The sequence below is a fragment of the Stenotrophomonas sp. CFBP 13725 genome, assembly GCF_014841935.1.
In the GTDB taxonomy this organism is placed as follows: Bacteria; Pseudomonadota; Gammaproteobacteria; order Xanthomonadales; family Xanthomonadaceae; genus Stenotrophomonas.
Genome location: NZ_JACYUV010000004.1, coordinates 99551 through 114501, shown reverse-complemented (window position 1 = coordinate 114501; position 14951 = coordinate 99551). Strand labels below are relative to the sequence as shown.

The 14951-nt window shown below is 64.6% G+C and carries 16 protein-coding genes; 9 read left to right on the top strand and 7 right to left on the bottom strand.

The genetic code is table 11. From position 1 onward, the window contains the following. Window position 1: 1 nt before the first annotated feature. Together IFT65_RS08700 and IFT65_RS08695 are read left to right on the top strand one after the other, a co-directional pair. Window positions 2–928, top strand: a complete 927-nt coding sequence (locus IFT65_RS08700; RefSeq protein WP_188326010.1) for an MlaD family protein — start codon at window positions 2–4, stop codon at window positions 926–928. Window positions 929–933: 5 nt separating this feature from the next. Further along, window positions 934–1602, top strand: a complete 669-nt coding sequence (locus IFT65_RS08695; RefSeq protein ID WP_192081143.1) for an ABC-type transport auxiliary lipoprotein family protein — start codon at window positions 934–936, stop codon at window positions 1600–1602. Here the strand turns inward: IFT65_RS08695 and IFT65_RS08690 are convergent. From IFT65_RS08690 to IFT65_RS08680, 3 genes are read right to left on the bottom strand one after another with little or no spacing between them, the layout of a single operon-like run. Beyond that, on the bottom strand, window positions 1571–2176 hold the full coding sequence (locus IFT65_RS08690) for an alpha-ketoglutarate-dependent dioxygenase AlkB (protein WP_192081142.1): 606 nt from the start codon (window positions 2174–2176) through the stop codon (window positions 1571–1573). The two genes, IFT65_RS08695 and IFT65_RS08690, sit on opposite strands and share 32 nt — an antisense overlap. Window positions 2177–2181: 5 nt before the next feature. Next, a complete protein-coding gene (locus IFT65_RS08685; protein WP_192081141.1) occupies window positions 2182–2814 on the bottom strand; it encodes a CoA transferase subunit B in 633 nt (210 codons plus the stop codon). Between the two features lies 1 nt (window position 2815). Beyond that, on the bottom strand, window positions 2816–3547 hold the full coding sequence (locus IFT65_RS08680; protein ID WP_192081140.1) for a CoA transferase subunit A: 732 nt from the start codon (window positions 3545–3547) through the stop codon (window positions 2816–2818). On the opposite strand from IFT65_RS08680, the gene IFT65_RS08675 reads away from it, so the two are divergent. The 5 genes from IFT65_RS08675 (at window position 3546) to IFT65_RS08660 (ending at window position 9378) form a co-directional block, all read left to right on the top strand. Further along, window positions 3546–3737 carry a hypothetical protein gene (locus tag IFT65_RS08675; protein ID WP_192081139.1) on the top strand — a complete coding sequence of 64 codons (192 nt, stop codon included), beginning with the start codon at window positions 3546–3548 and terminating at the stop codon, window positions 3735–3737. The genes IFT65_RS08680 and IFT65_RS08675 overlap by 2 nt on opposite strands. After that, window positions 3718–4197, top strand: coding sequence for an SWIM zinc finger family protein (locus IFT65_RS18690; protein ID WP_249405106.1), 480 nt, complete (start codon window positions 3718–3720; stop codon window positions 4195–4197). Before IFT65_RS08675 ends, IFT65_RS18690 begins: the two co-directional genes overlap by 20 nt. Window positions 4198–4225: 28 nt before the next feature. Further along, window positions 4226–6511, top strand: coding sequence for a DEAD/DEAH box helicase (locus tag IFT65_RS08670; RefSeq protein ID WP_249405105.1), 2286 nt, complete (start codon window positions 4226–4228; stop codon window positions 6509–6511). Window positions 6512–6606: 95 nt separating this feature from the next. Continuing rightward, the gene (locus tag IFT65_RS08665) at window positions 6607–7953 is read left to right on the top strand and encodes a phosphomannomutase (RefSeq protein WP_192081138.1); all 1347 of its coding nucleotides are present in this window, start codon (window positions 6607–6609) and stop codon (window positions 7951–7953) included. Between the two features lie 21 nt (window positions 7954–7974). After that, complete coding sequence (locus IFT65_RS08660; RefSeq protein WP_192081137.1) at window positions 7975–9378, top strand: mannose-1-phosphate guanylyltransferase/mannose-6-phosphate isomerase; 1404 nt, start codon at window positions 7975–7977, stop codon at window positions 9376–9378. 56 nt (window positions 9379–9434) lie between these two features. On the opposite strand, the gene rfbD is transcribed toward IFT65_RS08660, so the two are convergent. Genes rfbD through rfbB form a run of 4 tightly spaced genes read right to left on the bottom strand, consistent with a single transcriptional unit; the run spans window position 9435 to window position 12849 of the window. After that, window positions 9435–10328 (bottom strand): dTDP-4-dehydrorhamnose reductase, encoded by an 894-nt coding sequence (rfbD, locus tag IFT65_RS08655; protein ID WP_192081136.1) that lies wholly within the window; start codon window positions 10326–10328, stop codon window positions 9435–9437. Next, complete coding sequence (gene rfbC, locus IFT65_RS08650; protein ID WP_192081135.1) at window positions 10325–10882, bottom strand: dTDP-4-dehydrorhamnose 3,5-epimerase; 558 nt, start codon at window positions 10880–10882, stop codon at window positions 10325–10327. Before rfbC ends, rfbD begins: the two co-directional genes overlap by 4 nt. After that, on the bottom strand, window positions 10879–11772 hold the full coding sequence (gene rfbA, locus IFT65_RS08645) for a glucose-1-phosphate thymidylyltransferase RfbA (RefSeq protein ID WP_192081134.1): 894 nt from the start codon (window positions 11770–11772) through the stop codon (window positions 10879–10881). Before rfbA ends, rfbC begins: the two co-directional genes overlap by 4 nt. Window positions 11773–11793: 21 nt before the next feature. Next, window positions 11794–12849: a dTDP-glucose 4,6-dehydratase gene (gene rfbB, locus IFT65_RS08640; protein ID WP_192081133.1), complete on the bottom strand. Its 1056-nt coding sequence runs from the start codon at window positions 12847–12849 to the stop codon at window positions 11794–11796. A 292-nt stretch (window positions 12850–13141) separates the two neighbouring features. Between rfbB and IFT65_RS08635 the strand changes: the two genes are divergently transcribed. Both IFT65_RS08635 and IFT65_RS08630 read left to right on the top strand, forming a co-directional pair. Continuing rightward, window positions 13142–13888 (top strand): electron transfer flavoprotein subunit beta/FixA family protein, encoded by a 747-nt coding sequence (locus tag IFT65_RS08635; protein WP_192081132.1) that lies wholly within the window; start codon window positions 13142–13144, stop codon window positions 13886–13888. After that, a complete protein-coding gene (locus tag IFT65_RS08630; RefSeq protein ID WP_192081131.1) occupies window positions 13888–14829 on the top strand; it encodes an electron transfer flavoprotein subunit alpha/FixB family protein in 942 nt (313 codons plus the stop codon). Before IFT65_RS08635 ends, IFT65_RS08630 begins: the two co-directional genes overlap by 1 nt. Window positions 14830–14951 lie beyond the last annotated feature (122 nt).

Below are 14951 nucleotides of genomic sequence, written 5' to 3'. Positions count from 1 at the left end.
CATGGAAACAAAAGCCAACTACGTGCTGATCGGCGCGTTCACCCTGATCACCGGCCTGGCCCTGCTGGCCTTCGGCCTATGGGCAGCCAAGTATTCGTCGGACCGGACCTGGCAGGAGTACCGCGTGGTCTTCCGTGAAGCGGTGACCGGCCTGACCGTCGGCAGCCCGGTGCAGTACAACGGCATCGCGGTGGGCTCGATCACCGAGCTCAGCCTGGTGCCGGATGATCCGCGCCAGGTGGTCGCCAAGATCCGCCTGAACTCCACCACCCCGGTAAAGACCGACACCCGCGCCAAGCTGGCCATCACCAGTCTGACCGGCCCGTCGATCATCCAGCTCAGTGGCGGCACTCCGCAGTCGCCGGCGCTGACCTCGGTGAACAAGGATCCGTACCCGATCATCCCGACCACGCCGTCGGCGCTGCAGAACATCACCGACGTGGCCAACCGGATCGTCGAGCGCATGGACCAGGTGCTCAGTGACCGCAACGTGGCCGCGATCAATGCCACGCTGGCCAACATCGAAACCATCAGCGGCGGCCTCGCCGACCGCGACCAGGGTACCCAGGCCCTGCTGCTCAGCGCGCGCAATGCCGCACGCAGCCTGGATGAAACCCTGAAGACCACCAACGGCACCATGAAGCGTCTGGACCAGAATCTGGTGCAGCAGCTGCCGGGCATCATCGACAAGCTGGACGCCACGATGACCAAGATGGATTCGGCGGCCGGCAATGCTGATTCGATCCTTGGCGAGAACCGCGCAGCGATCAACAGCTTTGCCAGCGATGGCTTGGGCCAGCTGGGCCCGACCCTGACCGAACTGCGCGGGCTGATCCGCGATCTGCGCCGGGTCAGCGACCGTCTTGAGAACAATCCCGCGCGCTACCTGCTCGGCCGCGACGCACCGAAGGAGTTCGAACCCGAATGAACCGCATGCCATCCCTGTCCCTGACGCGCCTGCTGCTGCCGGCCGCCCTGCTGGCCAGCCTGGCCGGTTGTTCGATCCTGGCGGGCGGCGATCGCAACGCCGTGACCATCTATGCGCCTGCCCTGCAGGTCAAGGTCGACCCGTCCTGGCCGACCGTGGCCTGGCAGCTGGTGCTGTCCAAGCCAAGCGCGACGCGCATGGTCGACAGCCCGCGCATCAACGTGCGGCCTACGCCGGCCGAGCTGGAAATCTACAGCGGTGCCACGTGGGCACAGCCGGCCACCGACATGATGGAAGACGCGCTGCTGCGCGGCTTTGAGGATTCCGGCCGCATTGCCGGCGTAGCCCGATCCGCCGCCGGCATCCGTGCCGATTACCGCCTCGCCACGGATATCCGCCGGTTTGAATCGGACTACCGGGGCCAGCCGACGCCGACGGTGCTGATCGAGATCAACACCAAGCTGATCCACGTCGTGGACCAGCGCGTGGTGGCCGACCGTACGTTCCGCCAGGAACAGCCGGTGGGCAGCACCGACGTGCCGGCCGTCGCGGCCGCATTCGAGCGCGGCATGAACGCGCTGACGGCGGAGGTGGTGGGCTGGGCGTTGACGACGGGGAAGCAGGATACGGACGCGGGCTTGCTCAGCCGGCCGGCTGGGCCTGTCGTGAGGTAATCAGGCGGAATGTCAGGTTTACCCGCTCCTCCTGCGAGCGGGTCGTCAGCGGTACGGCATGCTGGTAATACCGCTGGGTATCTCCTCCCATTACCAGCAGATCGCCGTGACCGAGCAGATACTCCGCCTTTCGCGCATGCTCTTCGCGTCGCCGCAGCAGGAAGCGTCGTGATGCACCCAGGCTCAGCGATGCGATCACCGGTGCATGCCCCAACTCCGGCTCATCATCACTGTGCCAGCCCATGCTGTCTGCGCCGTTGCGGTACCGGTTCAGCAGCACGCTGTTGAAACGCGCATCCAGTGCATCCTGCAGCCGATCGCGCACCGGCCGCAGCAGGGCACTCCACGGGTGGGGCTGGAAGTCCGCGCCCGAATAGCGATAGCGGGCATCCGGATCGCCCATCCAGCAGCTCAACCGGGGCGAATCGACCCAGCGACCGAACATGCGGATGCGATGGACTTCCCACGGTATGTCGTGCAGCAGTGCGACCAGCAGTTCATGCGCCTGTGCCGACGGCAGCCACCCCGGAAGGTGGCGGACATCGGCATCGGGCAGGTCCTGTGGGAACAGCAAGGTCGTCAGGCGCGCTTGAACGGCGCGCCGGTCTTTTCAAGCAACTCGGCTTCTTCCACACCCGGCGCGGTTTCCACCAGCACCAGTCCGGCGTCGGTGACATCGAAGACTGCCAGGTCGGTGATGATGCGGTCGACCACGCCCACCCCGGTCAAAGGCAGCGAGCACGCCTTCAGGATCTTGTGATCGCCGTTCTTCGCGGTGTGCTCCATCAGCACCACCACCCGCTGCACGCCAGCCACCAGGTCCATCGCGCCGCCCATGCCCTTGACCATCTTGCCGGGCACCATCCAGTTGGCCAGGTCGCCACTATCGGTCACCTGCATGGCGCCCAGGATGGCCAGGTTCACGTGCCCGCCGCGGATCATCGCGAAGCTGTCGTCACTGCCGAAATAGCTGGCACCGGCGCGCGCGGTCACGGTCTGCTTGCCGGCATTGATCAGGTCCGGATCGATCTCGGCTTCTGTGGGAAACGGGCCGATCCCGAGCAGGCCATTCTCGGACTGCAGCCAGACATCGACGCCCTCCGGAATATGATTGGCGACCAGGGTCGGCAGGCCGATTCCCAGGTTCACGTACGCACCGTCGGTCAGTTCGCGCGCCGCGCGGGCCGCCATTTCATCACGGGTCCAGGCCATGTCAGGTGTTCTCCGTACGGACGGTGCGCTGTTCGATGCGCTTTTCAGGATGCGCGTTGTGCACGATGCGATGCACGTAGATGCCGGGCAGGTGCACCTGGTCCGGGTCGATGCTGCCGACCGGCACCACCTCCTCCACCTCGGCGATGCAGACCTTGCCGGCCATCGCGCACGCCGGATTGAAATTGCGCGCGGTGCGGCGGAACACCAGATTGCCGGCTTCGTCCGCCTTCCACGCCTTGATCAACGCCACGTCCGCACGCAGTGCGGTTTCCATCACGTAGTGGCGGCCATCAAACTCGCGGGTTTCCTTGCCCTCGGCTACCACCGTGCCGTAGCCGGTGGCGGTAAAGAACGCCGGGATGCCCGCGCCACCGGCGCGCAGGCGCTCGGCCAGCGTGCCCTGCGGGTTGAACTCCAGCTCCAGCTCACCGGCCAGGAACTGCCGCTCGAACTCTTTGTTCTCGCCCACGTAGGACGAAATCATCTTGCGGATCTGCCGGGTGGCCAGCAGTTGCCCAAGGCCGAAACCGTCCACGCCGGCGTTGTTGGAGATCACTGTCAGGCCGGTGACGCCACTGTCCCTCAATGCGGCGATCAGGGCCTCGGGGATGCCGCACAGGCCGAAGCCGCCCACCGCAAGGGTCTGGCCGTCGGCGACCACGCCCTGCAGCGCAAGCGCCGCGCTGGCATGTCGTTTGTCACGCTTGCTGCCGGTACCGGGAGTATCCATGGCATTACTGTTCCGCACGGTAAGGATGACGGCATTCTACCGGCACCCCGGTGCACGGCTGGGGTGCGACGCAGCATTTGCCGCGATGGACACAGTTCGTAAACTGATGATCCCTGGCACGGCCTGCACATTGATGTGCGGCAAGGCGCCGACCTGCTGGAACCTTGCTGATGTCCGCCCTGTTCAATGAAGTTGATCTGTATCGCTGGCTCGACGACCGCACCATCACCAAGGCGGTGGCCTATCTGGATCGGGTGCATGACCTGCGCACGGAAGGGGACATGCTGCGTGCTGAAGTAGAGGGAACGGAGACCCGGCCCTATCGCGTTGCCATCGACCTGCGGACCAGCCTGCGTCACCCACTCAGTCGCCTGCACGGTCGCTGCAGCTGTCCGGTGGGCGACAACTGCAAGCATGTGGCCGCGGTCATGATGCGGGCCCTGCACGGGCCCGAAGAAGAAAGCGAGGCGGCGTTGCCACAGGACGCGCAACCGGTGCGCGCCGAGCTGCTCACCCGCCTGTCGGAATGGCATGACCAGCACGCCGCGCGCACGGGATCTGCCGCCCCTGCTGCCCGACGAACATACGCTAACCGCGCAGCTGCTGCAGCAGCTGTACGCTGCCCTGCCCCTCCCGCCGGCTACAGCTGATGCGCTACCCATCGCCCAAGTGGACGGCATGATTCCGCACCTGATGCTGCATACCGAAGAACAGCAGCATGCGTGGGGTGCGCGCAGAGGGCAGGCGCAGCGCCTGGAGTTCGCCACCGTCTCCTTCGCCTACGGTGACCACTTCAAGCACCTGGATGATTCTTCGCGCTTCGTGCGCGGTACGGATGGAGCGATGGAGCTGCTGCCGCGCGACACGGCCGAGGAAGCCTGCCGCGAGAGCGAGCTTCGTCGCAGCGGGCTGCATCGCCATCCCCATTCCCCGGCCCTGCTCAGTGGGGCCGGCCCCCATTTCTTCCTGCGCTCCTACGACTGGGGCAGCTTCATGCTGCACGAGCTGCCCAAGCTGCAGGCGCTGGGATGGGTGATCACCGTACCGGAGGATTTCCGCCATCGGATCACCGTGGTGGACAGCGTGCTCTGGGATGTAGAGCTCGACGGCACAGCCGCGGGTTGGATGACGGTCGCACTGGACATCGAGGTAGATGGCCAGACGGTGGCACTCGCCCCGATGCTGGCGCAGCTGCTGCAGAGCGATCCGCGCTGGACGCGTGGGCCACTGGATGCGATCGACGATGACGAACGCATCCTGATTGCGTCCACCGACGCCGGTGCGCTGTCCTTCCAGGCCAAGCGGCTGAAGCCCGTCGTTGCGCTGCTCGGCGACCTGCTCGGCAAGGGGGCGGGACCGCTGCGGATTTCCGCGCGCGACAGGGGGCGTCTGCAGGCCCTGCAACAGTCCGGAAGCCTGCAGCTGCGCGGTGCCGTCGATACCCGCGCGATGGTGCAGCGGCTGCTGCAGGAACCCACGCCGCAGGCCGTTACGGCACCGGTCGGTCTGGCAGCCGCGTTGCGCCCCTATCAGCTGGACGGCCTGGCTTGGCTGCAGTACCTGCGCCAGCAGGAACTGGGCGGCATCCTGGCCGATGACATGGGCCTGGGCAAGACCCTGCAGACCCTCGCGCACGTGCTGCTGGAGAAAGAGAGCGGGCGGCTGGACCGGCCTGCACTGGTGGTCATGCCGACCTCGCTGCTGTTCAACTGGCAGGAAGAGGCCGCGCGCTTTGCACCCGGTCTGCGCGTGCTGGTCCTGCATGGCCCCGCGCGTGAGGCGCTGTTCGAACAGATTCCCGCCCATGACCTGGTGCTGACCACCTACCCGCTTGTCTGGCGGGATGAGGCCGCGCTGCAGGCGCATCCTTACCACCTGCTGATCCTCGACGAAGCCCAGCAGGTGAAGAATGCCAAGGCACGCGCGGCGATCACCCTGCGCACGCTGCAGAGCCGGCATCGGCTGTGTCTGACCGGTACGCCCTTGGAAAACCACCTGGGCGAACTCTGGACCCACATCGACTTCGTCCTGCCTGGCCTGCTCGGTGGCGAGAAACTGTTCAACCAGCACTGGCGCCATCCGATCGAGCGCAGCGCTGACGCCCAGCGCGCCCAGTTGCTGGCGCAGCGGGTGCGTCCGTTCATCCTGCGCCGACGCAAGGACCAGGTCGCGACCGAACTGCCACCCAAGACCGTGATCACACGCCACGTGGCACTGGAAGGCAGCCAGCGTGACCTGTACGAGACCGTGCGCTCCGCCATGCAGGAAAAGGTGCGGGAGGCCGTCGCCGGCAAGGGCTTGGCGAAAAGCCACATCGTCGTGCTCGACGCACTGCTGAAGCTGCGTCAGGTCTGCTGCGATCCGCGCCTGCTGCCCGGTGACGCCGCGCCACGGACGCAGGGGTCAGCCAAACTCGACCTGCTGATGACGCTGCTGCCGGAGATGGTGGAGGAAGGCCGACGCATTCTGGTGTTCTCGCAGTTCACGCGCATGCTGGAGCTGATCGCGCAGGCTCTGGAGAAGAGTGACCTGGCATTTGTCACCCTGACCGGCGACACCCGTGACCGCGCCACTCCGGTGCGCCGGTTCATGCAGGGAGAGGTGCCGATCTTCCTGATCAGCCTCAAGGCAGGTGGTGTCGGCCTGAACCTGACCGCAGCCGATACGGTCATCCATTTCGACCCGTGGTGGAACCCGGCCGCCGAGAACCAGGCCAGCGACCGCGCCCATCGGATCGGCCAGGACAAGCCCGTCTTCGTCTACCGCCTGATCGCCGCTGGCAGCATCGAGGAACGGATCACCGAACTGCAGCAGCGCAAAGCGTCGCTGGCGGATTCGATCCTCGAAAACGGCAGCGCGTCGGGGCCCGGTTTCAGCGAGAGTGACCTGAATGCGTTGCTGGAGCCCTTACCGGGGGCACCGGCGAAAAAGGGCAAGGGGGCGCGGAAGGCCGCTCATGAATGACCCGCCTCCGAGCCGGTGCCGGGTGCCCATGACAACGGTTCGCCTACACATCGGCGTATAAACTACAGGGCTGGCCCCCCAAAGGAACTGACTCCATGCCCCTTCCCGCTTTCAAAGCCTATGACATCCGCGGCCGCGTGCCGGACGAACTCAACGAAGACCTCGCCCGCCGCATCGGCGTGGCGCTTGCGGACCAGCTGGACGCCGGGGCCGTGGTTGTCGGCCACGACGTGCGCCTGACCAGTGGTGCCCTGCAGGATGCACTGGTGGTGGGCCTGCGCGGCGCGGGTCGCGAGGTCATCGATATCGGGCTGTGCGGCACCGAAGAGGTGTACTTCCAGACCGACCACCTGCAGGCCGCCGGTGGCGTCATGGTCACCGCCAGCCATAATCCGATGGACTACAACGGCATGAAGCTGGTGCGCGAACACGCCCGTCCGATCAGCTCGGACACCGGCCTGTTTGCCATCTCCGACGCCGTGGCGGCCGACACCGCAGGCGCACTGCCGCCGGTCGGTGGACAGAGCGAGCAGCACGACAAGAGCGCCTACATCCAGCACCTGCTGTCGTATGTGGATGTCGCCGCAATGAAACCACTGAAGCTGGTGGTCAACGCCGGCAATGGCGGCGCAGGCGCCATCGTCGACCTGCTGGCCCCGCACCTGCCGCTGGAGTTCATCCGCATCAACCATGAGCCGGATGGCAACTTCCCCAACGGCATTCCCAATCCGCTGCTGACGGAGAACCGCGCCGCCACCGCAGAAGCGGTGCGTGAACATGGCGCGGACTTCGGCATCGCGTGGGATGGCGATTTCGACCGCTGCTTCTTCTTCGACCATACCGGCCGTTTCATCGAAGGCTATTACCTGGTCGGCCTGCTGGCACAGGCGGCATTGAAGCGCCATCCGGGCGGCAAGGTCGTGCACGATCCGCGCCTGACCTGGAATACCGTCGAGATGGTCGAACAGGCCGGCGGCATTCCGGTCCTGTGCAAAAGCGGCCATGCCTTCATCAAGGAAAAGATGCGCGCCGAAGATGCGGTGTACGGCGGCGAAATGAGTGCGCACCATTATTTCCGCGAGTTCGCCTATGCCGACTCCGGCATGATCCCGTGGCTGCTGATTGCCGCACTCGTGTCGGAAAGCGGCAAGTCGCTGGCCGACTGGGTGGAGGACCGCATGGCCGCCTATCCCTGCAGCGGCGAGATCAACTTCAAGGTCGCTGATGCCAAGGTCGCGGTGGGCCGCGTGATGGAACACTTCGCTTCGCACGCGCCTGCGCTGGACCACACCGACGGCATCAGCGCCGATTTCGGCGAATGGCGCTTCAACCTGCGCAGCTCCAATACCGAGCCGCTGCTGCGTCTGAACGTGGAGACGCGGGGCGATGCGGCGCTGCTCAAGGCACGCACCGATGAGATCGCTACGCTGCTGCAGCAGTAATCACCACTCAATGGAACTGAAATGAACACTATCCAGGCTGTCATCCTTTCCGGTGGATCCGGAACTCGCCTCTGGCCGCTGTCGCGCGAGGCCTACCCAAAGCAGTTCCTGCCGTTGGCCAGCGAGTTGACGATGCTGCAGGCGACGTGGAAGCGCGTCGCGGCAATCTCCACACGTGGTCCACTGATTGTTGCCAATGAGGAACATCGCTTCGTTGCCGCCGAGCAGTTGCAGCAGGTGGGTGCGCAACCTGCCGCGATCATCCTGGAGCCGCTGGGGCGCAATACCGCTCCCGCCATTGCGGTGGCGGCACTGGAGGCTACCCGCGATGGCGCCGATGCGCTGCTGCTCGTGCTGCCTTCGGATCACGTGATCAGTGATGAGGCCGCCTTCCTGCGCGCGGTCGAACATGCCGCCAGCGCAGCCGAGGCCGGCAAGCTGGTGACCTTCGGCATCGTGCCAACCGGGCCCGAGACCGGCTATGGCTACATCAAGGCGGCCGCCGGCGAAGGCGCCCGCGCGGTCGAGCGTTTCGTCGAGAAACCGGACCTCGCTACTGCGACCGACTATGTGGCCAGTGGCCAGTACTACTGGAACAGCGGCATGTTCCTGTTCAAGGCGTCGCGTTACCTGCAGGAGCTTGAACGTTTCCAGCCGGCAATGCTGGCCGGCAGTCGTGACGCGTGGGAGAAGTCGCGGCGCGAAGCAGACTTCACCCGGCTGGACAAAGAGGCCTTCGCGGCAGTGCCGTCAGATTCCATCGATTATGCGGTGATGGAAAAGACCGCCGACGCCGTGGTGGTGCCGCTGGACGCTGGCTGGAACGACGTCGGGTCATGGACCGCACTGCGCGATGTATCGCAGCAGGACGGCGACGGCAACGCGCACCAGGGCGATGTCATCGCGATCGACTGCCGCAACACGTACGCCTACGGCCAGCGCCTGGTGGCGATGGTCGGGCTGGACGATGTGATCGTGGTGGAGACCGACGATGCGGTACTGGTCGGCAAGGGCGACCGCATGCAGGAGGTCAAGGCGGTGGTTGCCCGACTGAAGGCCGAAGGACGCAGCGAAGCCACCTGGCACCGCAAGGTGTATCGGCCGTGGGGCGCTTACGATTCGATCGACAACGGCGCACGTTTCCAGGTCAAGCGCATCACGGTCAAGCCCGGTGGCACGCTCAGCCTGCAGATGCACCATCACCGCGCAGAGCATTGGATCGTTGTGAGTGGCACCGCCGAAGTCACGCGTGGCGAAGAAGTGCTGTTGCTGAGCGAGAACCAGAGCACCTACATCCCGCTGGGCGTGACGCACCGCCTGCGCAACCCGGGACGCCTGCCGCTGGAGTTGATCGAAGTGCAGTCCGGCAGCTACCTTGGCGAAGACGATATCGTGCGCTTCGAAGATACGTACGGTCGGCAGTAGTGTCTGCTCGACACTCCTTTGAATGAAAACAGCGGGGCAATGCCCCGCTTTCTCTTTCAGGCGATTTCGCCAATCACTCGCTTCAGCCCGACCTGCCACGACGGCAGCACGATCTCGAAATCCTGCTGCAGCTTGCGGTTGTCCAGCACCGACCACGACGGCCGCTTGGCTGGCGTGGGGTATTCCGAACTGGCAATTGCTTCAACGCTCGGTACCTTTGCCAATACGCCACGCGCGAGCGCTTCGGCAAAGATCGCCTCGGCAAAACCATGCCAACTGGTCTGGCCGGAAGCAGTCAGGTGCCACGTGCCGGACAGGGCACCGGAATGCTGTAGTGCCTGCGTCGTGACATCGGCGATCAGCGCGGCGGGGGTCGGCGTACCGATCTGGTCCGCTACGACACGCAGCGCGTCGCGCTCTGCCCCCACGCGCAGCATGGTGCGCAGGAAATTGGCACCGTGCGAGGCGTATACCCACGCGGTGCGGAAGATCAGGTGCCGGCCGCCTGCAGCACGCACGGCCTCTTCGCCATCGCGCTTGCTGGTGCCATAGACACCCAGTGGCGCCGTCCGCTGATCTTCCCGATAGGGCGCCGTGCCTTCACCATCGAATACATAGTCGGTGGAGTAATGCACGAACGGCACGCCCGCATGGGCACACCAGCGTGCGATGACGCCAGGGGCTTCTGCGTTCGCGCGGAATGCCGCATCAACGTCCTGTTCTGCCTTGTCCACCGCCGTGTAGGCGGCGGCATTGACCACGGTGGATGGCTGCAGGCGATCAAGCAACGCGACCAGCGAATCAGGCTGGTTGAAATCTGCGACCCCGCACGCACTGCCATCCGGCAACACGCCGCTACGCGTTGTGGCCACCACGTCACCCAACGGTGCCAGCGAACGCAGCAGCTCCTGGCCTACCTGGCCGTTGCCGCCGAACACCAGGATCGTCATGCCTGGAACACCGGCAGGCGCTCTTCGGCGATGTCCTTCAGGAACGGGGCGGCTTCATCCTTTGCCGACAACGTCGGGTCGGAGATCGGCCAGTCGACCGCCACGTCGGCATCGTTCCAACGCACGCCGGCGTCGGCTTCCTTTACATACACGTCGGTGCACAGGTAGCTGAAGACCGCCCGCTCGGACAGCACGGCAAACCCATGAGCAAATCCTTCCGGGATCCAGAACTGCTTCTTGTTCTCCGCGCTCAGCACGACGGCTTCCCACTGGCCGAAAGTCGGCGAGCCGCGGCGGATATCCAGCGCGACGTCGTACACCTCGCCCTCCAGCACGCTGACCAGCTTGCCCTGCGGCCGTGGCCACTGGTAGTGCAGGCCACGCAGCACGCCCTTCGCCGAGGTGGATACATTGCTCTGCACAAATTTCGTCGGCAGGCCGTGCTGGCCGAACCGCTCGGCATTCCAGGTTTCGAAGAAGTAGCCACGTTCATCGCCGAATACGGCCGGCTCGATGACCACGCAGCCCGGCAGTTTGGTCTCGATGATCTTCATACAACACTTCCTCGGACGGCGAGCGCATGCAGGTACTGGCCGTAGCCATTCTTGATCAGCGGCGCGGCAAGTGCTTCCAGCTGCTCGGCATTTATCCACCCGTTACCGAAGGCAATTTCCTCCGGACAGCACACCTGCAGGCCCTGCCGGGTCTGGATGGTTTCGATGAAGTTGGAGGCTTCCAGCAGCGATTGGTGGGTACCGGTATCCAGCCACGCGTAGCCGCGGCCCAACGGCTCCAGGTGCAGTGCACCCTCGTCCAGATAACGCTGGTTGAGATCGGTGATTTCCAGCTCACCGCGGGGTGAGGGCTTCAGTTCAGCAGCGTACTCACTGGCCTTGCCGTCGTAGAAGTACAGACCGGTCACCGCGTAGTTGGAACGCGGCTTGATCGGCTTCTCGACCAGGCCGATCACCTTGCCATTGTCGTCGAACTCGGCCACGCCGTAACGTTCGGGATCGTTGACCCAATAACCGAACACGGTGGCACCATCGGCACGCGCATCGGCACGCTTCAGCACCTCTGTCAGGCCGTGACCGTGGAACACGTTGTCACCGAGCACCAGGCAGCTGGGCTTGCCGTCCAGGAAGTCACGGCCGATCAGGTAGGCCTGCGCCAAGCCATCCGGGCTTGGCTGGGCGGCGTACTGGATGTCCATGCCCCACTGCGAGCCGTCGCCCAGCATGTGCTGGAACAGCGCCTGCTCGTGAGGCGTGTTGATGATCAATACTTCGCGGATTCCGGCCAGCATCAACACGCTGAGCGGGTAATAGATCATCGGCTTGTCATAGACCGGCAGCAACTGCTTGCTGACGCCCTTGGTGATCGGGTACAGCCGGGTGCCGGAGCCGCCAGCCAGGATGATGCCTTTACGCTGCGTCTGCGTCATGGGTACGAGGTCCTTGTAGGCTCAGGCGGTGGTGCCGATGCGCTGCAGGCGATAACTGCCATCCAGCACGCCGTTCACCCATTCCTGGTTGTCCAGGTACCAGTCGACGGTGAAGCCGATGCCCTGCTCGAAGGTGTACGCCGGCTCCCAGCCAAGCTCGTCCTTCAACTTGGAGGCGTCGATCGCATAGCGTCGGTCGTGGCCGGGACGGTCGGTGACGTAGGTGATCTGGCTGCTGCGCGGCTGGCCGTCATCACGCGGACGACGTGCGTCCAACAGCGCACAGATGGCCTGCACCACTTCAATATTCTGTTTCTCGGAGTTGCCGCCCACGTTGTAGGTCTCGCCGACGCGTCCCTTGGCCAGCACGGTACGGATCGCTTCGCAGTGATCGGACACGAACAACCAGTCGCGCACCTGCTTGCCATCACCGTATACCGGCAGCGGCTCACCGGCCAGCGCCTTGGCGATCACCAGCGGGATCAGCTTCTCGGGGAAGTGGTACGGCCCGTAATTGTTCGAACAGTTGGTGGTCAGCACCGGCAAGCCGTACGTATGGTGGAAGGCGCGCACCAGGTGATCCGACGCGGCTTTGGACGCCGAATACGGCGAATTCGGCGCGTAGGGGGTCGTTTCGCTGAACTTGCCGGTCTCACCAAGCGTGCCATACACCTCATCGGTGGACACATGCAGGAAGCGGAACGCCTCACCCTTGTCGGCCGGCAATGCCTTCCAGTAATCGCGCACCGCTTCCAGCAGGCCGAGCGTACCCACCACATTGGTCTGGATGAAGGCGCCTGGGCCGTCGATCGAACGATCGACGTGGCTTTCGGCAGCAAAGTTCAGCACGGCATCGGGCTGATGCTCTGCAAGCAGGCGGGTGACCAGGGCGCTGTCGCCGATATCACCTTCCACGAACACGTGATCGGGATTACCGTCGAGTGTGGACAGGGTCTTCAGGTTGCCCGCATAGGTCAGGGCATCGAGATTGATGACCTTGACGCCGCGTGCGGCTGCCTCGAGGACGAAATTACCGCCAATGAATCCGGCACCGCCGGTGACAAGCCATGTGGGCACTACCTGTTCTCCTATTGAGGGGTTGCGTGTCCGGGCCTCCATGGCCCGACCAACTCATCCTCAAAGGATACAACGCCACTTACCGTAAGACGTGCTCGGAGGATGAATACGCCGGTCATGCCGCAATGCAATATCGGGCGCCTCACCATACGCATTCGCATGGTAGCCAATCGCCAGTTAGAATCGGGACCCAACCTCCGAACCGGTTGCTGCTTCCAGGACCGGAAGCCGACCGGAAGTTCCCTTGACTGCAAGCCGGCCAGCGACCGGCACTATAAGGATCCTGTAGCAGATGAAAATCCTCGTCGCATACAAGCGCGTGGTGGACTACAACGTCCGCATTCAGGTCAAGCCGGATGGGTCCGGCGTGGTGACTGACGGGGTCAAGCTGTCCCCGAATCCCTTCGATGAAATCGCACTGGAAGAAGCCCTGCGCCTGCGCGACAAGGGCATCGCCAGCGAAGTCATCGTTGCCACCATCGCCCCGGCCGATGCCCAGCCGCATCTGCGCAACGGCTTGGCCATGGGTGCCAATCGCGCCATCCACATCGTCACCGACCAGGCGATCCAGCCGCTGACGGCGGCGCGCGCCCTGCTCAAGCTGATCGAGAAGGAGCAACCCGAGCTGGTCATCCTCGGCAAGCAGGCCATCGATGATGACGCCAACCAGACCGGCCAGATGCTCGCCACGATCTGGGGCCGACCGCAGGCGACCTTCGCCAGCAAGCTGGAGATCGCTGATGGCAAGGCCACGGTGACCCGCGAAGTCGACGCCGGCCTGGAAACGCTGGAAGTGGATCTGCCGGCCGTTATAACCACCGACCTGCGCCTGAACGAGCCGCGCTTCATCAAGCTGCCCGACATCATGAAGGCCAAGGCCAAGCCGCTGGAAACCCTGCAGCTGGCCGACCTCGGCGTTGAAGCCGTCGATACGCTGAAGACCACCACCTATGCCGCACCTGGCAAGCGCAGCAAGGGCGTAATGGTCAAGGATGCCGCCGAACTGGTGGCCGCACTCAAGCAGAAGGGGTTGCTGTAATGAGCAGGATTCTCGTCATCGCCGAGCACCACGACGGCAAGCTCAACGCCGCCACCGCCAAGACCGTCAGCGCTGCTTCGGCCGTGGCTGGTGCTGAGGTTCATGTGCTGGTGCTGGCCGCCGATCCAGCGGCCGTTGCCGCAGACGCGGCCAGGATCAGCGGTGTGTCCAAGGTGCTGACCGTGGCCAACGCTGCCAATGCCAACCCGATCGCGCAGGTGCTGGCGCCGCAGATCGCCAAGGCAGCAGATGGTTACAGCCATGTCTTCGGTCCGTCCACCACCTTCGGCAAGGATCTCATGCCCTGCGTGGCCGCCCTGCTGGGCGTCGCCCAGGTCTCCGATCTGATGTCGGTGGAAGGGAGCCATACCTTCAAGCGCCCGATCTACGCCGGCAATGCGATCATTACCGTCGAGGCGCCGGCCGACCAGACGGTGGTCGCGACCGTGCGCAGCGCCTCCTGGCCGGAAGCCGCTAGCGGCGGCAGCGCCAGCGTGGAAGCGCTGGCTGTCGAGGCGACCCTGCCGACCCATACCCGTTTCGTGGGCCTGGCCGCGGCCAGCAGCGACCGTCCTGACCTGCAGAGCGCCAAGCGTGTGGTGTCTGGTGGCCGCGGCGTCGGTTCGGAAGAGAACTTCAAGGTGATCTACCAGCTGGCTGACAAGCTGGGTGCTGCAGTGGGTGCCTCGCGCGCCGCCGTGGATGCGGGCTATGTGCCCAATGAACTGCAGGTTGGCCAGACGGGCAAAATCATTGCGCCGGAGCTGTATGTGGCAATTGGCATCAGTGGTGCGATCCAGCATCTGACCGGTATCAAGGATGCTGGTACCATCGTCGCGATCAACAAGGATCCAGATTCGCCGATCTTCGAGATTGCGGATATCGGACTCGTTGGCGACCTGTTCACGCTGCTGCCGGAGCTGGAAGCCGCCTTGGGTTGAAGGCCGGATGATACGATCGGGCGCGGCCTCGCCGCCCCCGATCGATCATGCCCACAGGCAGTACGCCAGCTGGCGTCTGTTTTCTTGTCACCGGCCCCATGGGCCTGAACCTCATGGATGGC

Coding starts and splice junctions, on each gene's coding strand:
- IFT65_RS08630 (WP_192081131.1), top strand. CDS start 13,888: ATGAGCAGGATTCTCGTCATCGCCGAGCACCACGACGGCAAGCTCAAC.
- rfbA (WP_192081134.1), bottom strand. CDS start 11,772: ATGACGCAGACGCAGCGTAAAGGCATCATCCTGGCTGGCGGCTCCGGC.
- IFT65_RS08680 (WP_192081140.1), bottom strand. CDS start 3,547: ATGGATACTCCCGGTACCGGCAGCAAGCGTGACAAACGACATGCCAGC.
- IFT65_RS08675 (WP_192081139.1), top strand. CDS start 3,546: ATGGCATTACTGTTCCGCACGGTAAGGATGACGGCATTCTACCGGCAC.
- IFT65_RS08665 (WP_192081138.1), top strand. CDS start 6,607: ATGCCCCTTCCCGCTTTCAAAGCCTATGACATCCGCGGCCGCGTGCCG.
- IFT65_RS08700 (WP_188326010.1), top strand. CDS start 2: ATGGAAACAAAAGCCAACTACGTGCTGATCGGCGCGTTCACCCTGATC.
- rfbC (WP_192081135.1), bottom strand. CDS start 10,882: ATGAAGATCATCGAGACCAAACTGCCGGGCTGCGTGGTCATCGAGCCG.
- IFT65_RS08670 (WP_249405105.1), top strand. CDS start 4,226: ATGATTCCGCACCTGATGCTGCATACCGAAGAACAGCAGCATGCGTGG.
- IFT65_RS08695 (WP_192081143.1), top strand. CDS start 934: ATGCCATCCCTGTCCCTGACGCGCCTGCTGCTGCCGGCCGCCCTGCTG.
- IFT65_RS18690 (WP_249405106.1), top strand. CDS start 3,718: ATGTCCGCCCTGTTCAATGAAGTTGATCTGTATCGCTGGCTCGACGAC.
- rfbD (WP_192081136.1), bottom strand. CDS start 10,328: ATGACGATCCTGGTGTTCGGCGGCAACGGCCAGGTAGGCCAGGAGCTG.
- IFT65_RS08635 (WP_192081132.1), top strand. CDS start 13,142: ATGAAAATCCTCGTCGCATACAAGCGCGTGGTGGACTACAACGTCCGC.
- IFT65_RS08685 (WP_192081141.1), bottom strand. CDS start 2,814: ATGGCCTGGACCCGTGATGAAATGGCGGCCCGCGCGGCGCGCGAACTG.
- IFT65_RS08660 (WP_192081137.1), top strand. CDS start 7,975: ATGAACACTATCCAGGCTGTCATCCTTTCCGGTGGATCCGGAACTCGC.